Source organism: Pseudomonas sp. 37 R 15, from assembly GCF_900004865.1.
In the GTDB taxonomy this organism is placed as follows: Bacteria; Pseudomonadota; Gammaproteobacteria; order Pseudomonadales; family Pseudomonadaceae; genus Aquipseudomonas; species Aquipseudomonas fluorescens_AM.
The window spans coordinates 332,279-355,852 of sequence record NZ_CVTV01000049.1; the positions used below are offsets into that span (position 1 = coordinate 332,279).

The window sequence follows — 23,574 nt, forward strand, 5'->3', positions numbered from 1 at the left end:
TGCCGGGTTACCCACGAATTCAAGCCTGCGTTCGGCCAGCGTGGTTTAACGGGGCGCCTAAGATCAAAAGCAGATCAAGATCAAGATCAAGAGCAAGAGCGACTCGCTTCGCATCGTGGTTACGGTTGAGCGCTACGGGGTTGTCGATACCTATGTTTTGTTCGCTTAACTACTGGCATTAAGGCTTGCCCGCTCCCATTTTGGAAAGAGCCGCTAGACAGCCGGCGGCTGGAGCGCAGCGGCCCTGCGCTGGTCCAGTTGCTTGTTGAAGTCCAGCCACGCGGCAAACGCAATCATCATGGCGGCCCCGACCAGCGCGGTGAATACCTGCAGGGCGAAGGTATCGCCGGTCAGCGCATTGACCATGTCCGCCAACGGCGCCAGTACCACACCCAGGCAAAATACTTCCAGGGAATAGCGCCCCATTCGCGCCAGTTGCCGTGCCAACCACTGTTGCGTCCAGCCGACACCGGGGAGCAATTTCGCGGTGACATAAGCCAGCGCCAGGAAGTGCAGCAAACGCGCGGGTGACAGGTCGGTCTTGCTGATGGGGTACAGCCATTCGCCGATCAGGCGCGGCATCCAGGCATCGTGCACTTCGGGCCAGCGCCACGACAGGGTGATCAGGCACGTCGTCACCACATAAGCCGCAGCCGCGATGAACAACGGTTGACGCAGCAGGGGGCGCTGTTCAATCGGGCGCGCCGCACGCAAGGCCGCTGCGCCGCCAAGGATAAACAGGCATTGCCAGGTGATCGGGTTGAAATACCACACCCCGCCGTTGCTGGCCGGCAGGTTCCAGCCCTGCCAGGGCGCCAGCAGGTAGACCGTCACAGAAATGCCCACCGCCACCCTGGGCACACGCAACAGCAAGGGCAGCGTGAGCGGCAGGCTGAGAATCAGCACGATATACAGGGGCAACGGGTCGGTCAGGTTGGGTTTGAAGCGCAGCAGCAACTCATCGACCAGGGCCTGCTGGGTATTGTTGAGGAAATACTCCAGGCCCATCTCCTGCACCAGGTCACGGGTTTCGATATGGCTGTTGGCGAAAATCACGATGCCCATCAACAGCGCCAGCAGAAAAATATGCACCACGTAGAGCGTCCACACCCGGCGCAGGATTTTCAGGCAGGCGATGAGGTAGCCGTCGCGCTGCAGGATCTTGCCGTACGCCAGCACCGCCGCGTAGCCGGCCAGGAAGACGAAGATTTCGGCGGCGTCACTGAACCCGAAGTTCTGCACGGTGACATTGGCCAGGGGGTTGTGGGGCACGTGATCCCAGAAAATGAAGATCAACGCCAGGCCACGAAAAAAATCGATGCGCGGGTCGCGTCCGTTCAGCATGGCTGCGGGCTCTTGAACAAGTTGTTGAATGAAGATTAGCGAGCGCAGGCGTTTTTGTACGCCACGCGTCGGGCGGGCGCAGGTTGGCGGTATTTGTAAGCAATTGCAAAGGCTGGGTATTACCGAATGTCTCGATGGCCTGCCCGGCGTCCGGGCAGGCATCCACTGGATGAATCAGGCAGCGGCCACTTCATGCGGCTCAAAGCTATCTGCCCGCGCCATCTGCCACATCCGCGAATAGAACTCGCCGTTGACCTCGCCGGTGAGCAACTCGCCCGGTTTGAGGAACACATGCAACTGCGAGAACAGTTTGATCTCGGTTGCCGACATGCGCCGCACCAAGTGCTTGGCCGACAGCTGCGACGGATGATCCAGCCCGGCGGCGGCGAGCATTTCCGCCAGGGCATGGAGGGTGTTGCGGTGGAAGTTGAATACCCGCTGGGCCTTGTCCGGCACCACCAGCGCTCTTTGGCGCAGCGGGTCCTGGGTGGCGACACCGGTCGGGCATTTGTTGGTGTGACACGACTGCGACTGGATGCAGCCGATGGCGAACATAAAGCCGCGCGCCGAGTTGGCCCAGTCGGCGCCGATGGCCAGCACACTGGCAATGTCGAAGGCACTGACGATCTTGCCGCTGGCGCCGAGCTTGATCTTGTCGCGCAGGTTCAGGCCCACCAACGTGTTGTGCACGAATAGCAGGCCCTCGCGCAGCGGCACGCCAATGTGGTCGGTGAACTCCACGGGGGCGGCGCCGGTACCGCCTTCCTTGCCGTCGACCACGATAAAGTCCGGAAGGATGCCGGTTTCGAGCATGGCCTTGGCAATGCCCATGAACTCCCACGGGTGGCCCAGGCAGAACTTGAAACCCACCGGTTTGCCGCCGGACAGCTCACGCAGTTGGGCGATGAATTGCATCAGCTCGATGGGCGTGGAAAATGCACTGTGGCGCGACGGTGAAATACAGTCTTCGCCCATCAGGATGCCGCGGGTGTCGGCGATTTCCCGGGTGACTTTGTGCTTGGGCAAAATCCCGCCATGACCGGGCTTGGCGCCCTGACTCATCTTGATTTCGATCATGCGCACTTGCGGGTCCTGCGCTTGCACGGCAAAGCGTTGCGGGTCGAAACGGCCATCGCTGGTGCGACAGCCGAAGTAGCCGCTGCCCAGTTCCCACGTGAGGTCGCCGCCGTTTTCGCGGTGGTAGGGGCTGATGCTGCCTTCGCCGGTGTCATGGGCGAAATTACCAAGTTTGGCGCCCTGGTTCAGCGCGCGGATCGCATTGGCACTGAGCGAGCCGAAGCTCATCGCCGAAATATTGAACACCGACGCCGAGTACGGCTGTGTGCACTGCGGGCCACCGACTATCACGCGAAAGGCGCTGGGGTCGCTCAACGGTGCGGGCCGCATGGAGTGGCCGATGAACTCGAAGCCCGACTGATACACATCGATCAAGGTGCCGAATGGTTTATCGGCGGTTTCGTTCTTGGCACGCGAATACACCAGCGAGCGCTGGGCCCGGGAGAAGGGCAGGGCATCGCTGTCGGATTCGAGCAGGTACTGGCGGATTTCCGGGCGGATGGCTTCCACCAGGTAACGGATATTGCCCAGGATCGGGTAGTTGCGGCGCACGGCGTGGGGGCTTTGCAGCAGGTCGAAAATGCCGATCAGGCTGAGGAGTCCGGTGATTATCGTGATGGGCCACAGCCACTCGTGTTCGATAAAGGGCAGGCTGGCCAGGGTGAATATGATGCATGCGGCAAAGAACGCGTAACGGCTTAGTAACGACAGGCTCATACGGTTTTTTCCTTGGTTCGGACTCTTGAGGTCGATCCGGCATTCTGCGCCTGTACCCAAACAAGCGACAAGGATTGAAGGCCCTGTCGCGGCAGGCGCACAGGCGCAAGCCATGGAACTGTTGGGGGGACCGCGGCCACTATCGGTACAGGACGCCCGCTTTTTCATGCATCTGGAGTCATCGCCCATGCCGATCTCGTCTGCTGTTTCCGCCCCTCCCATTGTCAATCAAGGCCTGCCTCTGGCGATCGGCCGTGAACAGTCTGTCGCTCAACCCGAGCAGCGGAACAAACCTGCTCCAGACGAGGCTTCCCGCGTGAACCGCGACGGCACTCAACCGGGAAAACTTCAGCGGTTTGCCGCCGAGGCCGGCAAGAATCTGTGGTTTATCCCAGGCATGAGTAACGTGTTGTTGGGCATTGCAAAGGCCAAGTCCAACGGCGAAAGCGCTGTCAGTGGCGCACTGGCCGGGTTCAACAAAACCTGCGCAGATGGTTTTGACCAGGCGCTTGTCGGCGCGGCCACAGGGGATTACAAGGCCGTAGCCAAAGGCTACTTCGACGCGGTGAGAAAGAACGACGCCACGCCCAGCGCCGTCAAAACCGGATTGCACGAGGCGTCGGACGCGGTAGGCCTGGCCACTGCGCTAAGCGCCAAAAAACCGTGACAACAGGTTCGATCGGGCAATGGGCTATTGCAATCCGTTCTCGTTTAGGTGTTTAATTAGTGTTACTGTATAACATATTAAAACACCCAGACGCCCCGGAGGCCTAATGAAAGCTGGTATCCATCCCGACTACCGCACCGTGCTGTTCCACGACACCGCCGCCGACGTGTTCTTCCTGATCGGCTCCACCGCCGACAGCGATCGCACCCATCAACACAGCGATGGCAACACCTACCCGTACATCCCGCTGGACGTCTCGAGTGCTTCACACCCGATCTATACCGGCCAGCAACGCAAGACCCAGGTCGAAGGCCGGATCGCCGGGTTCAACAAGCGCTTCGCGTCGTTTGGCTCGAGCCCGAAAAAAGCCGACGAATAAGAACGGCCGGCGGCGTGCCCTACGCCGCCGTCTGCCGGATCGGCAGCACCACGCGAAATGTCGTCCCTTTGCCCAGCTCACTGCTGACCGAGATATCCCCCCGGTGTTTCTTGACGATGCCGTAGGACAGTGAAAGTCCCAGCCCAGTGCCTTCGCCCACCGGCTTGGTGGTGAAGAACGGGTCGAAAATCTTCTGCACGGTGTCGGCGGCAATGCCGCAGCCGTTGTCCGCCACTTCCAGCCAGATAGTGTCGCCCTCCACGCCGTTGCTGATGGTGATGGTGCCGCGCTCCGGCCCCATGGCCTGGGCGGCGTTGATCACCAGGTTCATCACCACCTGGTTGAGCTGCGAGGCCAGGCATTCGATGTCCGGCAGCGGCGTGTAGTGCTTGATCACATCGGCCTTGTACTTGAGTTCGCTGGCGACGATGTTCAGCGTCGAATCGATGCCGTGTTGCAGGTTGGCGAACTGCCACGTCTGGTCGTTATCCACCCGCGAGAAGTTCTTCAGGTCCTTGACGATCTGTACCACGCGGCCAATACCCTCCTTGGACTCACGGATCAGCACTGGAATGTCTTCCCTGAGAAAGTCCAGTTCCAGCGCCGTGCGCAATGCCTCGAGCCGGTCGCGCGGGTCCTGTTGCACGATCAACGCTTCGCTGTGCTGATACGCCTCCAGCATCTGTTGCAGCTGGTTGAAATAGCGCTCCAGGGTGCTGAGGTTGGATGAAATGAAACCCACCGGATTGTTGATCTCATGGGCGACGCCAGCGGCAAGTTGCCCCAGCGATGCGAGCTTCTCCGACTGCACCAGTTGGCTTTCCAGGTGCTTGCGCTCGTTGATTTCCAGTTGCAGCGCCTGGGTGCGTTGTTCCACCAGTCGCTCCAACTGCAGCGTTTGCAGGGAAGCACGCCGGGCCATGTCCCATTTATTGGCCAGGGTATTGGCCATTTGCTGGACTTCAATGTTGTCGAACGGTTTTTTCAGGATCAGCAAGCGGTCATAAGCGTGCAGGCGAGACAGCAGGTCGTCCCAGGAGTAATCCGAGTAGGCGGTGCATACCACCACTTGCAGGTCAGGGGCGACTTTCCACAGTTGCTCGATGGTCTTCACGCCGTCCCAGCCTTGGGGCATGCGCATGTCAACGAAAGCCAGCGCATAAGGGCGCTGCTGCGCCATGGCGCTCATCAGCAAACCCAGGCCCTCTTCGCCGCCATAGGCACAATGCAGTTCGAACGCCTCGGCTTGCGGTGTGGCGGTGTCGCCGAACAGCGCCAACTCCATATCGTCCAGCGCCTGGTTGGTTGGCGCGCTGGGCATCAGGATCTTGCGAAAATCCTCATGAATGGAGGGGGTGTCATCGATCAGCAGGATGCGCCGGTTGGGAGGCTGGTTCATACGGTACTTCCTGCAAGGGTCAAGGGAATCGTCAAGGTAAACACCGCGCCAAGGCCCGGCCCGTCGCTGTGGGCTGTGAGCTGGCCGTGCATTTCCACGGCGGCCAGCGCGCAGCTGTGCAGGCCGAAGCCGTGGCCTTCCTTGCGGGTGGTAAACCCGTGGGTGAAGATCCGCGTCATGTTCTCGGCCGGTATGCCTTCGCCATCGTCCTTGACACTGATCTGAAGCCTGGCGTCAGCTGTCTGCTCGACCGTCAGGGTGATTTGCCGTGGCCGTTCGGACAGCGTGGACATGGCGTACTTGGCGTTGCTGATCAGGTTGACCATGATCAGCAGCAGCCGATGTTTGTCTCCCAGGATCTGCGGCACCGGCGCGTACTGCTTGACCACCGTGACATGGTGGCGGCTCAGCGCGCCGGCGTTCATGCGCAAGGCGTCGTCCATCAGCGCGCCGATATCGACCGGTTCAAGCAACGAGGAAGCGCCGGCATAGGATTGTTGGGTTGAAACGATGTCCTTGATGTGGTCGACGCTCTTGCTCAGTTGCGTCAACTCCTCGCTCATGCCGTGCTGCTCGATGGCAATCGCCTCCACCAGTTGGTTGAGGTAGCCCGGCAGCAATTTGCCCTTTTCATCCTCGGTGAGAAAGGTGCCCAGGTCGCCCTGATGCGCGTTGATCAGTTGCATGGCTTTGCCCAGGCCCTGGGCCTTGCTGCTGCGCAGTGTGCGGCTGACCAGGTCGGCGGAAATATTCACACTGTTGAGCACGTTGCCGACGTTGTGCAGCACATTGGTGGCGATCTCCGCCATGCCCGCCTGGCGGGCACTGTCCAGCAGCTCGCTCTGGGCATCCTTGAGTTGTTGCGTGCGGCGTTCCACCCGGTGCTCCAGGGTTTCGTTGGCCGACTGCAAGGCGCGGTTGACGCGGTTGATCTCGGCGAAACTGCGCAGCAGGCGCACGGCCAGGTAGAGCAGCAGCACCACCAGCAACGTCGAGAACACTAAAAGGTAGCGATGGTATCGATGATTGACGAGGTCGGTGGCCTGCTGCTCCTGATTGAGGTGGGTGGTCAGCGCGTCGAGGCGCTCGGCCACGGGCACGGCGGCAATCCGCTCAAGCAGGCTGTTGACCACCGGCTGTTCGCGCAGGATCAGCGAAATATGGTTGCTGAGGATATCCACCGGCGCCTGGAACTCACTGGGCAGGCTCTGTTTGTTGATCGCCAGTTTGCCCAGGCCCACCAGGATATCGGCGGCGCGCTCGTCGCTGGTGACCTGGGCGAACTCCAGGCTGCTGAGCAGCAGGTCGTAGGTGTCGGTGGCCACGCCTTGCAGTTGCAGCCGGCCTTCATCGTCAATGGCGTTGAATTGGGCCTGGATGTCATCTTCGGCGGTCGGCAGAAACGCCAGTGAGTTGCGCAGCACGGCGTTGTGGGATTTGAACTGGTCCACCAGCCGGGCTTTTTCCTGGATGGCCGTCTGATACGCCGCCCGGCTGGCCTGCCAACCCGGCAGGTCGGTAGCGCTGTGGTAGGTGTCGCGACTGTCGAGTTCTGCCCAGATGCGGGTCATTTCCGTCAGTGGCATGACCAGCGGATCGTAGTCGTGAGTGATTGCGATCCGCGCCTTGAGCACTTCGCTGTCCCATTGCGCATTGAGCTGCTGGAGCTGGCGGATCAAGTCCCGTGACTGGGTGTAGGTGGCCGCCTGGTCGCGTGAGGACTTGAGGTACAAAAACACCAGCGTGGAGGCGAGCAACAAGGTCATCAGGCCCAGCAACACTTGGCTGGCGCGGCGGCGATACAGGCGTGTCAGTCGTCTCATAGCGGCTTGCCCGCCCATTCGCCGGTCAAGGTCTTGAGAAACTGCACAATCAGGTCCTTGTCTTCCTGGGAAGGGGTGCGCCCCAACTGGTACTTGAACATCACGTCAACCGCTTCTTCCAGGGTCTTGGCCGAGGCGTCGTGGAAGTAGGGGGCGGTGACGGCTACATTGCGCAGGCTGGGCACCTTGAACACATGGCGGTCCTCTTCGTCCTGGGTCAGCAGGTAGCGGCCCAGGTCCGCCTCGACCGGATTGCCGCGGGCCGTGAAGTAATCGCCCATCACGCCGAATTTCTGAAACATGTTGCCGCCGATGTTCACGCCCTGGTGGCAGGCGATGCAGCCATAGTCCTTGAAACGCTGGTAGCCGTACTTTTCCCGCGTGGTCAGGATCTCGGTGTTACCCAGCAGGTATTGGTCAAACCGCGAATTGGGCGTCAGCAGCGTGCGCTCGTAAGTTGCCAGTGCGTTTTGCACATTGGCGGCGCTGACGCCATCGGGGTACGCCTGCTTGAATGCGTTCTGGTAGGCGGGCAGGGCAGAGAGATTGCGCACTACGGTTTGCCAGTCGCTGCCCATTTCCACCGGGCTGATCACGACTTGTTCGACCTGGGCTTCCAGCGTGTCCACCCGACCATTCCAGAACTGTTTGAAGTTCAGGCTGGCGTTGAATACCGATGGGGTGTTGAGCTCCACCGGTTTGCCGTCAAAGCCGATGGAGAACGGTTTGTTGTCGGCCCCGCCCGCTTCCAGCGAGTGGCAGCTGGCGCAGGACAACCTGTTGTTGACCGACAAGCGCGGCTCGTTGAACAGCTGGCGACCCAGCTCGACCTTGGCCGGGTCCAGTACTGGCACCGTCGGCAAGGGCTTGAGCGCTTCGTTCAGCGGCGCGGCTGATAGCGGCGCGCCGGTGCCCACGCACAACACCAGCATCAGACCCAAACGGTGATTGGAAATGTTGCTCAAGCGAGCACTCCTTGCAGGCCTAGGGCGATTGATCGGGCATCAGTGTCGCGCAGTCCGCTTGCAGCAACTGGACGAAATCGTTGGACGGCAACGCCTTGCTGAAGAGAAAACCCTGAGCTTCTTCACAGTGCCTGGCTTTCAGGAAATTCAGTTGTTCGACGGTTTCCACGCCTTCGGCAATGATGTTCAGCTCCAGGTTCTTGCCCATGCCGATGATAGCGCTGATCAGTTGTTCATCCTGGTTATTTACACTGAGTCCGCGCACGAAGGACTGGTCGATTTTCAGCACATCGATGGGAAAGCGCCGCAAGTAGGTGATGCTGGAGTAGCCGGTGCCGAAATCATCCAGGGCCAGGCGCACGCCCATGGCCTTGATCTTTTGCAGGGTATCGACGGTTTCGTCGACATTCTGCATCAGCACGCTCTCGGTGATTTTCAGTTCCAGTTGAGTGGGCGGCAGGCCGGTCTCTTTCAGGATGGCAACCAGGTTATCGACGAAGTCCCGTTGGCGAAGGTCGATTGCCGAGATATTCACCGACATGCACAGCGGCGCCAGGTCCATCTCGCGCCAGGCTTGGGCTTGTAGGCAGGCCTGGCGCAGTACCCACTGGGTCAGGCGCACGATCAGACCGCTGTCTTCGGCGATCGGAATGAATTCGGCCGGGCTGACCCAGCCGGTGGGTCGGCACCAACGTGTCAGCGCCTCCGCGCCGACGATGCGCCCGGAGTCCAGATTCAGCTTGGGCTGGTAGTGCACCACGAACTCATCGCGTTCCAGCGCCTGGCGGATCGCGCTCTCCAGGTTTTGCTGGTGCCGGGCGCGCAGGTTCATGTCTTCGGTATAAAAACTGAAGTCATTCTGGCCGCGTTCCTTGCAGGTGCGCATGGCGGTTTCAGCCTGTTTGACCAACCCCACCGCGTTGCTGGCGTCGTTGGGGTAAATGCTGATCCCCACGCTCGCGGTCACGCTCAGGTCATGGCCCGCGACGTGACGCGTCGTGCTGACGGCATTGAGTACCTTTCGCGCAATAAGCTGGGTTTGCTGGGGATGCAGGATGTCGTTGAGCACAATCACGAACTCGTCGGCGCCGTAGCGAAACACCGAGTCCGACGCGCGCACCGTGGCCACCAGGCTTTGGCTCACTTGTTGGAGCACCTCGTCGCCCGCCGGGTAACCCAGGGCATTGTTGATGCGCTTGAAGCGGTCGAGCCCGATAAACATCACCGCCAGTTGCGTGTCATGCCGCCGGCCCAGGGCGATGGCCTGGGTCAACCGATCACCGAGCAGCGTGCTGTTGGGCAGCTCGGTCAAGGCGTCGTAGTGCAACAGGTGCGAGACCTTGAGCAGTTCCTGTACGCGTTCTTCGATGGTGCATTCCAGGCCGATCACCTTGAGCGCGGCGTCCTGGGCCAGTTGCCATTTCCAGGTCAGCGCATTGGCCATCTGGCGGATTTCCAGAGCGTCGAAGGGTTTTTTCAGGATCAGCCACTGATCTTCGTATTTCAGGCGCGCTTCGATGGCCTCGAAGGAGTAGTCGGAATAGGCGGTGCACAACGCTATTTGCAGGTTGGGATCGACGTCCCACAGCTGTTCGATGGTGTGCAGCCCATCCCAGCCGGGGGGCATGCGCATGTCGATAAACACCATGGCGTAGGGAGCCTTGGCCTCCAGTGCCTTGTTTACCAGCGCAAGCGCTTCCTGGCCCTGGTAGGCGGAGTCCAGCTCAAAAGCCTGGCGTACTGGCGCGGCAGTGCCGAACAGGGCTGATTCCAGGGCATCGAGGGAGGGCTCGCCATACTCGTCGGCACAGAGGATTTTGCGAAAGTCCTGGTGGATCGAAGCGGTGTCATCGACGATGAGTATGCGACGGTTGGCGCGTGCCGAGTCCGGATTCATGGCGCGCTCCGCAGCTGCAAAAGGTTCGAAGGCATAACGATTCCTTCCGTGGTGCTACAGCTGAACGACGTGCACATCTGCTGTGACAGCATAGTTGAGTTACCTTGATATCGACGCCTACTTCGCGTCAAATCGACACCGTATACGTGTTATAGCGGTTCAATTTCGCGTAACTTGATTTAATTTGAAGGCAGAGTCGCCATGGATGAACCACTCGCTACCAAGCCCGCCGTTCTGCTGGTCGACGATGAAGAGTCGATCCTCAACAGCCTGCGCCGCCTGTTGCGCAGCCAACCCTACGACGTCGTGCTGGCCACCAGCGGCGCCCAGGCGCTGGAGATCATGGCAACCCGGCCCATCGACCTGGTGATGAGCGATGCGCGCATGCCCGGTATGGACGGGGCCACACTGTTGGCCGAGGTCCACCGTCTGTACCCGGGCGCCCGCCGCATTCTGCTCACCGGTTATGCCGACTTGACCACCATCGTCAAGGCGATCAACGACGGCCAGATTCACCGCTACATCAGCAAACCCTGGAATGATGAAGAGTTGCAGTTGATCCTGCAGCAAACCCTCGAACACCAGCGGCTCGAGCGTCTCACCCATGCGCAGAACGACCAGCTCAAGGCGCTCAACGCCACGCTGGAAAAGCGCGTGACGGCGCGCACCGCCGAATTGCAACAGACCGCCGACATGCTCGACCTGGCCTACGACGAGCTCAAGCGCAGCTACGTGACCGGTACCGAAGTGTTTTCCCTGCTGGCCAACCTGCGCCTGCCCAAAGACAAGCAGACCAACCGCGCGTTGATCGAATTGATCCGCGTGTACTGCGCCGCCCAGTCCATCGATGAAGCCAGCACCCGCGACCTGACCATGGCCGCCGCGCTGTACAACATCGGCAAACTGAGCTGGAACGACAGCATGATGCTTGCGCCATCGGACAAGCTGCACAGCACCGACCGCGGCCTGTATCGCGAATACCCGACCCAGAGCGAGTCGTTGTTGATGACCCTGGAGCCGATGAAGGACGCGGCGCGCATCATTCGTCATCACCAGGAGCGTTGGGACGGCTCGGGGTTTCCCGACCACCTCAAGGGCGACGCGATCCCGCCCGGTTCGCGGTTGTTGAAGCTGGCGGTGGATTTCATCGAATTGCAGAAGGGCCTGATCCTGGAACGGCACCTGAACAGCGACGAAGCGCTGCTGTATATCCGCAAGTACGCCGGGCGCCTGTATGACCCGGAGCTGGTGGAGGATTTCGTGCAGGCCTGCGCCACCTTTCTCAGCGATGTGACCCTGGGTGATCCTACGGTCAAAGCCCTCACCACCCGCGAGTTGGAGGACGGTATGGTGCTGGCGCGCAACCTCAATGCCGACAACGGCATGTTATTGCTCAATGCCGGCAAGGTGCTGAACCTGCCGCTGGTGGACAAGCTGATCGCGTTCGAGACCATGGAGGGCGCCAAGTACACTGTATTTATCAAGACGCCCGACGAGGTGCCGCCCAGCGCGTAGCTAGACGCCCCAGGCTACGTGCTTGCTGCCGTGGTAATCAAAGATGCCCCTGATGAAGTAGACATCTTTGCCACCTTCTTTGCCGTTCCGTTCAATTGCCACGCGCCAAGGACTACGGCCCGAGCCGGCCTGTACCTGGGGTAAATCGACATAGGTGTAGTTGCCTATTCGCTTGCGGCTGAGGCGGCCGGCTTGGATATCCTGGGTGATTTCCTCAAGTTTGGCCGTGGCAGGGGCGGGCAGGAGTTTTTTCTGGGTTTGCGCCAGGTCATCCAGCTTCACCAGGTTGATGAGCGGATCGCGAGTGGGCGGCACTTGCGCAACGCCAGGCAGCGCTGGCACTGGCCTTTCAACCCTGTGGGTTTGAGCGCGGGGGACTTCAAACTCCAGGGGTGTTGAAAACTTGGGCAGGGTATTTTCGAATGCTGTGACGTCTCGACTGTCCACCATGGCTAAGCCCGCGTCTGCACCAGGCTGGCCTCGGGATAGGGCGATATAGGGAATGCCGGATTTTTTGAAATCTTCTGAAAAGGAGGCGACGTTAAGTTTGGCGATTTTTGCCTTGAAGGTATCCGTCAGGAATGCATTCAGGGTTTCTTGCGTCTCAGGCAGCAAAAAGAATCGGTGCGCTGCCTCTTGGGGGGTAACGCCCAGAGTCGAGGCGAGTTCATGAATGCGTGTGCGGCGGTCGGGGTGGTTTGCAAACGCTGAGAGCGCAGCGTCTTGCCAGGTAGGAAGTTCATATTTTGCCGAGAACTTATTCATCGCCGTCTGGTGTTTGTTCGTGATGGCGTACCCTACAAATTGTGCGCCTGTATCGGGGTCGGCAACGGCAATCGATGTTCTGATCTGTTTGTCGAAGTTGTCGTTTTTGCCAATGAGCCTTTTGACTCTTTTAAACAACTCCTCCTTGTCCAGCGCAGACAGAGGTCGCGCAAATGCGTGTGTCGACAGGTGGATATGTTCAAGCGTGGTCAGCTCGAACCGCAGGTTCAACAGGGTACTGCGTAATTTCTGTTGATTGGCTTGGCTCAAGCTTCTCTGGTTCGATAGCCAGCGGCGAAATTCAGCTTCATCCAGGGCGCCGAGTTGGTGTCGGGCGCGAGTGATCAAATCGAGTTTCTGGGAGGCGCCGGTTTGTTCTATGACGCGCTCGAAATCCCGCATTTCCCCTTCTGTTGCGAAAAGCCGCATGGCCGCGATCAGGTCCGCATCCACCTGCTGTTCAGGCGTCAGAGGACGCAGGGAGCCCAGAATAGAACCTCCGCCCCACGTGTTTTTCTCGAAACGCGGCTTCCAGCCTCTCTCGTCGCCCGGTACGACCATAAAGTCCATTCTGTTGCCGGCTGGATCTTTCACATAGCGTACGTTGTCCTCTACATAGGACTGATACAGGTGATAGTGGCCGGCTTCATCACGCATTGCGATAAATTGGTTGTTGTACTTGTCAAGAAAGTACGGTGCGCTGCCTGTTGAGTGCCTACGCAGATAATTGTTGCTTTTGGCAAACGCTCCTACGTCAAAGAATGCGTCAAGCTGATTCGGCAGTCGATACGGTTCGACATTGAGCCAGGCCGGTTCCAGCGGTCGGATTGAAGCCTCTGATAGTGCGATGTTGGGTTTTTGGCCCGCATCGATTTTTTTGACAAGCCCCGGGATCCGGCGCTTCCGCTGATGGGCCAGGTTCAACCCTCGGTTGATGCTGCGGCGCAAAAGCGCCAGGGTGGTCTTGCCGGGTATCACGCCGAGCAGGAAATCGGCGACTTCGACCCCAAACATAAAGGCGTTCACTGCCGATTCGCGGAAAATCTGCGCATTACTCCGTGAACGGTGATCGGCGTGCGCAAGTTGAAACCCCAGTTGCGCCGAATACAGGTACGCATGCAAATTGCCGGTGATCGGCGTCAAGGTATAACGGTGCACACCGCGGGTATCGTTGAAAATCCGCGTCATCTCTTTTGTATCTTTGGTCGCCATGCGCGGGATGAAATAGGCCTGCCATTCAGGTTTTGCTTTGAGCGTGTCCAGCTCCACCAACCCGTTGACCAACTCTCTGAAGGGAACGCCATCTGGAGCATCCGGGGTATACAGCACACTGACTCCGTCAGGCTTGGTGTCTTTGCGATGAATGACCAGGACGTGATGGATGACCTGCCCCCCTTGACCTCTTGCCTGCGCGGCGCCCAGCACCAGTAGGTTGACCTCTATCTCGCGCTCACTGACCCGGGGGCGGGTGGTTGAGTCGGGGTGCTCCGTGATTGCCTTTATCCAGTCAAGCCCACTGCCGGGTGTTTGGAATATAAACAGTTTGGCGGCGTCAGGGTTGAGTCGGCTCTCCAGGGCATCCTTGTTCATTTTTGCCGCGTTGGCGCGCTGCCAGGCTGTTGCGAAGGTGCTTGCCTCGCCGCCCTGCGAGAAGGTTGACCTCAGATAGGCATCGTATTTCTGGCCAATGTCGGCCTCCTGGGCGAGCGCGTGCAAATCGTCATTGCTGAGTTTGCCCCGCAGTTTTCCGGCCGTGTCGATAATGTTCGCGGTGGCGTGGATCGTTCTGTGTACCTCATGCACCGACCAAGGGTCGACGTTACGTTGGGCATAACTTCCCAGGGTTCGCAGATCCACGACGACCTGGGTACGCCAGGTGCCCCACGTCAGTTTTTTGCCCGGCAGAAACTGCGGGATGTTGATTTTGCGATCTTCGCTGATATAGACCGTGGCGCTTTCCTCGTCACGATACCCGGTCACCTCGGCTGACCGGGAGGTGGTTGACACACGCAGGTGGACCAGGCTTCTGTAAGGGGCAATATCCACGTTGGCATAGGTCGGCTTCTGGGTTTTGAGCACCTTGTCGGTTTCTATCCGAGAGAACGCTTCCAGCGTCAAGATCTTCTCAAGAAACGGCGTGAGCGCCGCATGGCTGTCAATCAGCTCTTTTTCCAGTTGCCTGTACCGGACCTGATCTTGCGAATCGGCGGTTTTCAACCACGCAGGTTCGGCTGCCAGCAGGTGCAGGCTGCGGGCCACAAAGGCCTCTGCGATATCCAATTGCGGTGCCAGGTCCGCGGCCAGGTCGAGTTCGGCTGCCGATGGCAAAGTCTCCTTGCGCATCGCCTCGCGAATGGAAAAAAACTGCCGAATCCGTACTGAGCGGACACTGTCTGCGATCACGTCAGCGGTTATCTGCGTCGGGTTGCCTGTAAGCACGGGCAAGCCGCTCAGTGCTGTGCGTGCTGCCGTCGGCAGGCTTGCGATCAGGAGCTTGCCTGCCGATCCGCCGCCCTGTACACGGGCCGCGACGGTTTCGTTCAAACGCGCCAGGCTGGCATGTTCCTCAAACCCCGTGCTCGGGCTATAAAGCATCACGCTGCCCGACACAGGCGTCTTGATCGAGGGACTCAGGATGAAGGCGCCGGCGAATTCACTGCCATCCTCCAATGCCAGTCGATACACTGCGGGCCTGTTGTCGACGCTAAACGCCCGTTCCCGTGCCGCAGCACTTGGGTACTTGAGCACGTTGTCCGCCAGCGTGCGCCCATTGGCCGACAACGTGCCATCAACTGAGCTCAATGCCAATTGATGGGCCAGCACCTGTCGGCGCAGTGCGACCAGTTGCTCCTCCCGGTTGGGTTGCGCACCCTGTCCTGTCCTCCAGAATGCATTCAGGCTTACGGTTGTCGCTAATTCCAATGCGGCGGCCAGGGTTGCAGTCGAGCCGACTGAAGCGAGGCGTTTGTCCGTTTCCAGCGTGTTACATTCGCGGAAGAACGCGCCGGTCTCCTGGGTCAGGTAGGCCTCTGCGTTGGGCGCACGCAAGGTTTTCAGGAGCTTGCCCAGTGTTTCACAGGACACAAGTTGCGTTTGCCCCTGCGTGTCCTCCCTGTATCGACTGTAGAAAATCTGGTTTGGATTGATGGGCCGATGCACGTCGGGAAAGATCCCGGCCAATTGCTCCTGGTACACGCTGCCCAGGCTCGGCTGTTGCTGCAGCAGTTGGTCGGTTTGGGCGCTGAGCTTGTCAAGCTCCCTGATCAGGTGTGCCTGCTGTTTGTCCAGCGCTAGCGAAGCAGGCACCTCCACGGGTAGCGTCATGGGCTGCAAGGACATCGAAGAAGTGCTCCCGCCCTGGAGGGGTTGCGGGTCATCAGCCTGTGGATTCATGGGGGGAGGCAATGAAGTGTGCATGGGTCGACTCTTATAACGGGGGCATGGTGCACCACAGGTGCAGCACGCCGGCTGAATAGGAGTTGGTGAGTGTGGGGGCGCCGGTATTGGCTTGAGTGGTACTTGTATGTGACTCAGCACAAGCCCGTTGCCAGCGCCTGGGATGTGTATGATCCTGGTGTTTTTTTCAATCCGAGGCGTTTATTTCATGTCCATGACAATTCGCATTGCTGCGGCCCTGTTGATCGGCCGCGACGGTCAAACCCTGCTGGTGCGCAAGCGCGGTACTCAGGCCTTCATGCAGCCCGGCGGCAAAGTTGACGCTGGCGAACAACCCATCGAAGCGTTGTCCCGTGAATTGCAGGAAGAACTGAACCTGCGTATCGATCCAACGCACGCGGTGTATCTCGGCCAATTCTCGGCGCCTGCCGCCAATGAGCCGGGCTTTACCGTACAGGCCGAGTTGTTCCAGGTGACAATCGACGCAGCCGTCTTCCCCGCTGCGGAGATTGAAGAGGTGCGCTGGATCGATCCGATGAGCGACGGTGGCTTGCATCTGGCACCGTTGACGCGTGACTTCATCCTGCCGTTCTATCGCGATTCGCTGGCGACCGCATGATGATCCGCCAGTTGCTCAGCAGCGATGCGCAAGCCTATCGCGCGTTGATGCTCCAGGCGTACGGCGCTTATCCCCAGGCGTTCACCTCCAGCGTGGCCGAACGCGCAGAGATGCCGTTGAGCTGGTGGCAGAAGCGCCTCGACAGCCCACTGGATCGGCTGCTTGGCGCTTTCGAGGACGATCAACTGGCGGGTATTGTCGGCTTGGCGTTCGAACCTCGGGAAAAGGCGCGGCACAAGGTGACCTTGTTCGGTATGTACGTGACCCAGGCTCACCAGCAAAGAGGCTTGGGCCGGCAACTGGTAGAGGCGGCGCTGGCAGAAGCCCGCCGGCATCCGCGCCTGACGTTGATCCAACTGACGGTGACTGCCGGCAACGATGCAGCGTTGGCGCTTTACCAGCGCTGCGGTTTCATTCAGTACGGCCTGGAGCCGTTGGCCGTGCGGGTAGGTGACGAGTATTTCGACAAGATCCACCTGTGGCGGGAATTGGCGGATCAGTGACCTCCCACAGGGTTGCCTGCGGCGCTTAGCGCACTGCACTGACCCCATCCAGGGTGGAAAACGACGTGTCCTTGGCCGTCAGCAAAAAGTCGCGCATGTACGGCGCATCCAGCATGTCCGCCCGAATCCCCGCATACAGCGTTGCAAACAAACCTTTCTCGCCCAACCGCTTGGCCTTCACATACCCGCGTGAGCTGTATTCATGCAGTGCCCAATGCGGCATGCCGCACACGCCACGGCCGCTGGCCACCAATTGCATCATCATCACCGTCAGTTCCGAGGTGCGTACCTGGGCCGGTTCCACATCGGCGGGCTCCAGGAAGCGGGTGAAGATGTCCAGGCGGTCGCGTTCCACCGGGTAGGTGATCAGGGTTTCAGTCAGCAGGTCTTGCGCAACGATGTACGACTTGTGCGCCAGCGCGTGCTGGTTGGCCACCGCCAGCATGGCTTCATAGGTAAACAGCGGCACATAGGTGATGCCCGGCAACTCCAGGGGGTCGGAGGTCACCACCAGGTCCAGGTCGCCACGGGCCAGGGCCGGCAGTGGGGCGAAGGCGAAGCCCGAGGCCAGGTCCAGCTCCACTTCCGGCCAGGCATCGCGGAACTGGTCGATGGTCGGCATCAGCCATTGGAAGCAACTGTGGCATTCGATGGCCATGTGCAGCCGCCCGGCGGTGCCGCCGGCCAGGCGTGCGATGTCTCGCTCGGCGCCGCGCAGCAAGGGCAGGGTGGCGTCGGCCAATTGCAGCAGGCGCAGGCCGGCGCTGGTGAAGCGCAGCGGCTTGGTCTTGCGCACGAACAGCGGCATGCCCAGGCGTTCTTCCAGTTCCTTGAACTGATGGGACAGCGCCGACTGCGTCAGGTGCAGGCGTTCGGCGGCTTCCACCAGGCTGTCGGCTTCGCGCAGGGCGTGCAGGGTTTTGAGGTGGCGGATTTCCAGCACGGCGGCCTCCATGAATAAAATTTGTGCTTAATGATAAGGCATTGAGCACTATTCATGTTGCCCGCCAGGCCATTCAACTTATTCCAGTGCCTCGAAGTGTTGCCTGGCAAGGGGTTTGTCGATATTGCCGCGCCAGATTTCAACGTCCGCGAAGGTGGCTCCGGCGCCCGCCTGGGCTGCTCGCCACTTCATGCCCAGGTATTGTTGGTCGTAGCGCTTTATGTGCGCCTTCTCAAAGCTGCCGAACGGGGATCGCGGTGTCACATAGTGAAAGTGCGCGTACCAGATCAGTTTGTCGGCCTTTCCCTGCTTGGTCGTGCTGTAAACCTCATACTCCTGCAGATAGTCGTCTTGTCCGTCAGGACGTTTGTCTCTGAGCTTTTGGCGTGTGCCTTTCTTTCGAATCACCACTCGACCTTTTTGAATCAGGTAATCCAGGTAGCCCTCGGTCGGCGTATTGCTTTCCAGGCTGCGCTGGATCCGCAGGGCTTGCCCTGACTGCTCAAGTGCACTGGCCCGGTTTCGCAGTTTTTCGACGATCGGGTTGTCGGCCTCCAGGCCTTGCACGGTCCTGGCCCGGGTCCTGAGGCCTTTGGCTTCGCTGACCAGCATATGTTCGAGGTTGACCGGCTCCATGGTTTTGTAGCCCCGGACTTTGTTTTCGACGGCATCCACCGCATCCAGCCGGGCAGAGGCTTCCGCTACGATGACCTTGACGTCAGTCGGCAGCTTCGGTGAGGCGGCCACCGAGCCGCTATGGGTCGGGTTCAAGCGAAAGGTCTCGCCATCGCCGATTTTATCCCATACCTCAATAGTCGCCCCATCGGCGTCCTGGGTCATGAATTGTCTTGGCGACTGTTGCCCTGCGGGTATTTCGGTGCCGATCAATAGTTGCCCATCTTCGGTTTCAAAGACCTTCCGAGTATCGGTGCGCCTGCGTTCGGAGGCGGGCATGGCTCGCTGAGCTTTTTTAATCAGGCTCCTGAGGTCGTCTTGCAGGAGCGAGAGGAAACGTTGGTCGAAATGACTGGGTGACCTCTCCTGCCAGGTGATCAGGTCAAGGGAAAGCTCTTGGTAGACCTCGATGCAGTTTTGCAGTACCCGGTTGCGTTCTACCACGTCGAGACCCACCTCGCGGAGGGTCATGTGTGTGGTCGAGGCACGATCGAATCTTTTTCTGGCGGTTTGCACCGCGGTCTCCAGATAGACCCAGTCAATGCTCCTGACTGTCGGTTCAGGCGTAAGGGCTTGTAAAAGGTTGCCGCTTCTTATGGAGGCGATGCGAAGATCGGTAAATTTTTTTTTCCACTCATCCAGATAGGTTGCCAACTCCGTACGCTTGCTTTTGACGGTTATGCGTTTGGTCCACGTGTTCATTTCCTTTTTAAAGGCCTCTACCCGTTTCAGTTCATCGAGCAGGTCGAGACGGCACTGTCTGATTTCAAGGGTCAGGGCTTTACGCCGACCATGCCCAAGCGACGCGCTGTTGAGTTCTTGAGTGATCGCGATTGCTCGCTCAGTCAAGGCCAGTAAGCGGTTATTGGCGTGTTCGAGTAGGCGGTTCAACCGATCTGAAACGATTTGCGCTGTTTTACTCAGTTCCTGGGGAATGTCGAATTCGGGTAAGCGGATTTGCTTCTGCCTGGCATCTTCGAACGAGGTGTGCATGTTCGTTGCATCTTCAATGTCCTTGGTCAGGGCGATATCCAGTGCTCTGCTGTCGTTGGTCTTTTGAGCAGACACCACGTTCGGGTCTGGATAGTCGTCCAAGTGTTTTTTCAGTTTTATGTCGCTCTGTGCTATCTGATCGACTAGCTCGTTGTACCGCCTTATCAGCGACCTATTGAGTTCAAGGCGCTGCATGTGGACCTCAAGCGCTGCTTGAGGAAGTTGTCGATTGACAGCCGGTGGCACGCTCGAGCCCGCACGCGATGTCCCCTGTCCGCGCCTGCTGCCGCCGCCATACCCGGTGAGATGGCCGCCATGCAATGCCGAGTAAGTGTTCCACTGCTGCGCTTCGTCAAAAGCAATGACCGGTGAGTAGAGTTTTGCCTTGGCGACCAGCCGCATTTCATGGGCCGTCGGTTCAAACCTCACCTTGAAGTAACGTCCACCGTCTGCGATGAAATGCTCGCCGGAAGTATGCCGTAGCGTATGGCGATAAGGACCGGTCTGCACCGCTTGCAGGCTACCGAGTTCGAGGGGTTGATCGAATTCGTAGCCCGCGAAACGGTGGGCGGTGGTTCTCTTCACCTCACGTGTTTTCAGGTTGCGCCAGAAGGCAGGGCGCCCTGTGTATCTGGCCTGGTGCTGGCGAGTCAGCGTGCTGGCGGTGGAGGGGCGGGCGGGGGGCAGGGCTGCAAACGTCGCGGCGTCCATGCCCGCATACACCAGGCTTTCGAACACCAAGGCCAGTTGCTCAATGCCGTGGTGCACGTCGTCCTTCCTGAAGGCATCGACGGCCGCATACAGGCTGGTGACGGCATCGGCCAGGGAGACCGCAGTGCCGATCAGCGGAATAAAACCCAGCGCGATTTTGATGCCGTTGAGCAAAACGCCCGTTTTGAGCGCGTATTTCGCGTCTGCCAGGTCCTCATTGGAACGGGCGTCATTTCGATTGCCTTCAATCAGACGGCCCATGTGCGTATCCAGCTGATGGGCTGCCAGTGAGGTAGTGACCGGCCAAGGGAAGCCGACACCGATGACCGCGTCGTAGCTTTTGACCATGGCCTGGTCGATGCGGTTGATGTGAGACTGGACCTCTGCGGTCAATGCACGGCTTGCCACGTACTTGACCATGGTGTCGAGATTGCATAGATCGAACAGTTTTTTGCGCGCCTGTTCCAGGCTGTCAAAGCGTCGCAGGCATCGCTCGTCTGGCGCATCGGGCAAGTAAAGTAACGTGACCCCGGAGGTTTTTTCCTGAATGAAACTGATGCCTGAAAGGGTGACCGTGCCATAGCGATTATTGTCGCTGTCGTCGACCAGGGTCGCCGGCAGCAGGGCAATACGTTGGGTACCGACTTGCCACGCGTTGTGCGTATCGGCGTGGATCGCGGTGGTCCATACCCGCAGATCGTCGGCGTTGATATGGCCTTGCATGAACGCCATCTGGCCCTGAATCTGGAGCATCAGGCGCAGCGGTTCGGTCAGGCATTCGCGGCGGTAGTCCCGTTGGAACGTCGACTCCTGGGAGGTGCCTCTGAAGGCTTGGTAGATTCGCGTTTCATAGGCTTTGGCCAGGTTGAGGTCGCTGACCATCTTGACCAGGTAGGCACCGTTGATGCCTGCCTTGAGCCTGTTGAGCTCGGCGGTATCGTCAGCCGTCACGTCCAGGGTCATGTAGTGCAGCCGCTTGCCCAGGCTGCTGTCGATGTTCTTCAAGGCCAGTTCATCAAGGGACATCTTGCTGCGCTTCAGGCTGGGTGCGGTGGTTACTTTGACTGCGGTTGCGCCCACGCCGCTGCCGCCGGTTACGGGGTCTTGGATATCTCTTGTCGAATCAGGCAGATCCAGTTGCAGGCTGAAACCCTGGGTGATCGAGAAGTCTTTGCGCACGCGTGAATCGATTGTGAGCCTGACGAATTCATCACGTGGCGGCAGGGATTGAGCGAGCAGGGCCTGGGCCCGAACGAGCGCCGGAATGTATGCCTTGAGCCGAGCGTTGAGGCTCTCCCGTTGTTCTTCTGTTTGGGTGACCAGCCAGGTCGGCAGTTTTTGCGCCAGGTGGCCGCTGTTGTGCTGTTCCACGATCTCCAGATAGGCCGCTTCGCGGGCGCTGTGTTCGGGCACCCGGAGGTTGTCGAGGGTTTCTTCGCGTAATTTTTGCAGGCATTCGGCCAGTTTGTCGGCATCGTCGGGGGGGGCATAGGTCGAGCGCAACTGCGCAGCGCGTTCCTCGAAATAGACTTGCTGAAGGCTGAGGCTGTGCTCAAAAGGATTGCCGGTCAGCTCCTTGAGCACCAAGGCAAGCTGGTCGTCCTGGGGGGTGATTTTGAACAAGGCCTCTTCCAATGCCTGGCGGGAGGTAAAGCGTTGCAGGGCTCCCCCGGTGCCCGGCCAGTAAACCATGTAACTGGCGGCGGTTGTCGGAGGCGATTTCAAGGCCGTTGCGGCGGTGAACACCAACGGCCCTTTGAGCTCGCTCTCAGTGATTTTTTTTGTGGCATTGGTTTGGTGGGTGACCGAGAGGGTCATCGAACAGGCCGCTACTTCTACGAGGCGGTCTGCGGCCACGGGCGAATCAAGGATGACCTCCAGCAGTTTCAGTTCATCGGCGCTGATCTGGTGCAGCGCCCGCTGAATCTGTGCTTCGATTCTCAGCCCCGCCACGCGCGCATTGTAAAGCGCGGTAAATTGGGTATTGAGGGTCGCTAAGTCGCAGGGGCGTCTTTCCAGCATGAGGCGTGCCGCGGTGCCTGACGCGTGCTGTTGTACTCGCAACTCATCAAGTTGCTGCTTGAATTGCTGCAGGCGCGTGTCCCGTTCGGCTGCAGGCGTACCTTCGCCCAGCAGGGTGTCCAGGGCGGTACGTTGTTGCAGCACTCGGGCCTGGCGTTGGCTCAATGGCAGGCCGGGGTAGAGCAGGCCGAACTGCGCAAGCGTGCCCTCCTCGAGGGGAGAGGGTGTCGGCGGTTCAGGCGCCGCGGCAAACAGCGATTGGCTCTGGCGCTGTTTGTCAAACGCTTCGATGGGCAGTCGCGCCAGGCTGGCATTATCGATTTCGATACCCGGGACAGGCTTGATCGCTTCGCGGTATTGGCCATCGGCCAATAGATTGAGCCAATGGCTGATACCGCTTTCCAGGGGGTTGGTTTTGAGGCGGTAGTCAATGGTGGCCAGGGGATCGGGGGGCGAGGTCGAAAACAAGACCTGTTGATGATCGATCAACCAGCGTTCCATGTCCGTGCGCTTGGCGAACGTGCGCCAGGCCGGTTGATGGGCGGGCAAGTACAACAACTGGCTGACCGGCTGATCGGTATCGAGGGTTAACACCCATGCTCCCGGCAGGATCAGAGCGTCGGCAGTGGGGCGCTTGAGCACGATGTGTTCGGTGCAGATCTTTTCGGCCCCTGGCTCTGCCAGCAGGGGATTGATAATGGCAAACATTGGGTTAAGCGCTGCGGCGCTGATTGCACCTTGGGCCAACAGCGCTTCGCCAGAGGCCTCGAAGTGGATCTTGTACAGCGCGGTGGCCCTTGTACGACATGACACAGGTTGGTTGGGCGCGCGGTTGTTCAAAAAGTGCCGGGTCCAGGCATCCTTGATTGCCTGCTCCAGGTCCAGCCCTTTGAGTTCATCCAGCACCATGGGCACCGTGTACCCTGAAAGCCGGTGGTTGGCCGGTAGGTAGATGAGTGTCCCCTCGGGCACTTGGGTCGTATCCAGCGAGGGGTGCTGTTGCATGTAAAGACAGGCTTCGTTTATGGAGAGGAGGCTTGATCCCCGCGTTTGGGTGGCCAGGAACTTCAGGCCGGTGCGCTCACCGTCCAGTTGTAACTGCTGCTGGAGCATCTGGTTGATCACCGTGCGCACCGATGGCGTGCCGGCCATCAGTTCGCGCAT

Annotated in this window: 14 protein-coding genes; 5 read left to right on the forward strand and 9 right to left on the reverse strand. The window is 59.5% G+C overall.

The window, feature by feature from the left end:
* Window positions 1-213 precede the first annotated feature (213 nt).
* Window positions 214-1,344 (reverse strand): OpgC family protein, encoded by a 1,131-nt coding sequence (locus BFQ04_RS16835; protein ID WP_065951776.1) that lies wholly within the window; start codon window positions 1,342-1,344, stop codon window positions 214-216.
* Between the two features lie 174 nt (window positions 1,345-1,518).
* Window positions 1,519-3,138, reverse strand: a complete 1,620-nt coding sequence (locus BFQ04_RS16840; protein ID WP_065951777.1) for an FMN-binding glutamate synthase family protein — start codon at window positions 3,136-3,138, stop codon at window positions 1,519-1,521.
* A 112-nt stretch (window positions 3,139-3,250) separates the two neighbouring features.
* On the opposite strand from BFQ04_RS16840, the gene BFQ04_RS16845 reads away from it, so the two are divergent.
* Both BFQ04_RS16845 and BFQ04_RS16850 read left to right on the forward strand, forming a co-directional pair.
* Window positions 3,251-3,805: a hypothetical protein gene (locus BFQ04_RS16845; RefSeq protein ID WP_139111939.1), complete on the forward strand. Its 555-nt coding sequence runs from the start codon at window positions 3,251-3,253 to the stop codon at window positions 3,803-3,805.
* Window positions 3,806-3,911: 106 nt separating this feature from the next.
* A complete protein-coding gene (locus tag BFQ04_RS16850) occupies window positions 3,912-4,184 on the forward strand; it encodes a type B 50S ribosomal protein L31 (protein ID WP_065951779.1) in 273 nt (90 codons plus the stop codon).
* Window positions 4,185-4,203: 19 nt separating this feature from the next.
* Here BFQ04_RS16850 and BFQ04_RS16855 read toward each other — a convergent pair whose 3' ends face one another.
* Genes BFQ04_RS16855 through BFQ04_RS16870 form a run of 4 tightly spaced genes read right to left on the reverse strand, consistent with a single transcriptional unit; the run spans window position 4,204 to window position 10,268 of the window.
* Window positions 4,204-5,583 (reverse strand): ATP-binding protein, encoded by a 1,380-nt coding sequence (locus BFQ04_RS16855; RefSeq protein ID WP_065951780.1) that lies wholly within the window; start codon window positions 5,581-5,583, stop codon window positions 4,204-4,206.
* Entirely contained in the window at window positions 5,580-7,406 is a 1,827-nt protein-coding gene (locus BFQ04_RS16860) for a DAHL domain-containing protein (protein ID WP_232790535.1), read from the reverse strand. Before BFQ04_RS16860 ends, BFQ04_RS16855 begins: the two co-directional genes overlap by 4 nt.
* Complete coding sequence (locus tag BFQ04_RS16865; protein ID WP_065951782.1) at window positions 7,403-8,371, reverse strand: cytochrome-c peroxidase; 969 nt, start codon at window positions 8,369-8,371, stop codon at window positions 7,403-7,405. Before BFQ04_RS16865 ends, BFQ04_RS16860 begins: the two co-directional genes overlap by 4 nt.
* A 19-nt stretch (window positions 8,372-8,390) precedes the next feature.
* Window positions 8,391-10,268, reverse strand: coding sequence for a putative bifunctional diguanylate cyclase/phosphodiesterase (locus tag BFQ04_RS16870; protein ID WP_065951783.1), 1,878 nt, complete (start codon window positions 10,266-10,268; stop codon window positions 8,391-8,393).
* Between the two features lie 201 nt (window positions 10,269-10,469).
* Between BFQ04_RS16870 and BFQ04_RS16875 the strand changes: the two genes are divergently transcribed.
* On the forward strand, window positions 10,470-11,783 hold the full coding sequence (locus BFQ04_RS16875; RefSeq protein ID WP_065951784.1) for an HD domain-containing phosphohydrolase: 1,314 nt from the start codon (window positions 10,470-10,472) through the stop codon (window positions 11,781-11,783).
* Here BFQ04_RS16875 and BFQ04_RS16880 read toward each other — a convergent pair whose 3' ends face one another.
* Entirely contained in the window at window positions 11,784-15,887 is a 4,104-nt protein-coding gene (locus BFQ04_RS16880; protein WP_065951785.1) for a dermonecrotic toxin domain-containing protein, read from the reverse strand.
* A 265-nt stretch (window positions 15,888-16,152) separates the two neighbouring features.
* On the opposite strand from BFQ04_RS16880, the gene BFQ04_RS16885 reads away from it, so the two are divergent.
* The gene (locus BFQ04_RS16885) at window positions 16,153-16,563 is read left to right on the forward strand and encodes an NUDIX hydrolase (protein ID WP_065951989.1); all 411 of its coding nucleotides are present in this window, start codon (window positions 16,153-16,155) and stop codon (window positions 16,561-16,563) included.
* Complete coding sequence (locus BFQ04_RS16890) at window positions 16,560-17,066, forward strand: GNAT family N-acetyltransferase (RefSeq protein WP_065951786.1); 507 nt, start codon at window positions 16,560-16,562, stop codon at window positions 17,064-17,066. The genes BFQ04_RS16885 and BFQ04_RS16890 overlap by 4 nt, the downstream gene beginning before the upstream one ends.
* A 25-nt stretch (window positions 17,067-17,091) precedes the next feature.
* Here the strand turns inward: BFQ04_RS16890 and metR are convergent, their stop codons facing one another.
* Entirely contained in the window at window positions 17,092-18,009 is a 918-nt protein-coding gene (metR, locus tag BFQ04_RS16895) for a transcriptional regulator MetR (RefSeq protein ID WP_065951787.1), read from the reverse strand.
* 78 nt (window positions 18,010-18,087) lie between these two features.
* Window positions 18,088-23,574, reverse strand: coding sequence for a dermonecrotic toxin domain-containing protein (locus tag BFQ04_RS16900; RefSeq protein WP_256544585.1), 5,487 nt, complete (start codon window positions 23,572-23,574; stop codon window positions 18,088-18,090).

Excerpts from the sequence above, each read along its gene's own strand:
- BFQ04_RS16880 (WP_065951785.1), bottom strand. The coding sequence starts at position 15,887 with ATGTCCTTGCAGCCCATGACGCTACCCGTGGAGGTGCCTGCTTCGCTA.
- BFQ04_RS16855 (WP_065951780.1), bottom strand. The coding sequence starts at position 5,583 with ATGAACCAGCCTCCCAACCGGCGCATCCTGCTGATCGATGACACCCCC.
- BFQ04_RS16875 (WP_065951784.1), top strand. The coding sequence starts at position 10,470 with ATGGATGAACCACTCGCTACCAAGCCCGCCGTTCTGCTGGTCGACGAT.
- BFQ04_RS16890 (WP_065951786.1), top strand. The coding sequence starts at position 16,560 with ATGATGATCCGCCAGTTGCTCAGCAGCGATGCGCAAGCCTATCGCGCG.
- BFQ04_RS16845 (WP_139111939.1), top strand. The coding sequence starts at position 3,251 with ATGGAACTGTTGGGGGGACCGCGGCCACTATCGGTACAGGACGCCCGC.
- BFQ04_RS16840 (WP_065951777.1), bottom strand. The coding sequence starts at position 3,138 with ATGAGCCTGTCGTTACTAAGCCGTTACGCGTTCTTTGCCGCATGCATC.
- BFQ04_RS16900 (WP_256544585.1), bottom strand. The coding sequence starts at position 23,574 with ATGCGCGAACTGATGGCCGGCACGCCATCGGTGCGCACGGTGATCAAC.
- BFQ04_RS16835 (WP_065951776.1), bottom strand. The coding sequence starts at position 1,344 with ATGCTGAACGGACGCGACCCGCGCATCGATTTTTTTCGTGGCCTGGCG.
- BFQ04_RS16885 (WP_065951989.1), top strand. The coding sequence starts at position 16,153 with ATGTCCATGACAATTCGCATTGCTGCGGCCCTGTTGATCGGCCGCGAC.
- BFQ04_RS16870 (WP_065951783.1), bottom strand. The coding sequence starts at position 10,268 with ATGAATCCGGACTCGGCACGCGCCAACCGTCGCATACTCATCGTCGAT.
- BFQ04_RS16850 (WP_065951779.1), top strand. The coding sequence starts at position 3,912 with ATGAAAGCTGGTATCCATCCCGACTACCGCACCGTGCTGTTCCACGAC.
- BFQ04_RS16860 (WP_232790535.1), bottom strand. The coding sequence starts at position 7,406 with ATGAGACGACTGACACGCCTGTATCGCCGCCGCGCCAGCCAAGTGTTG.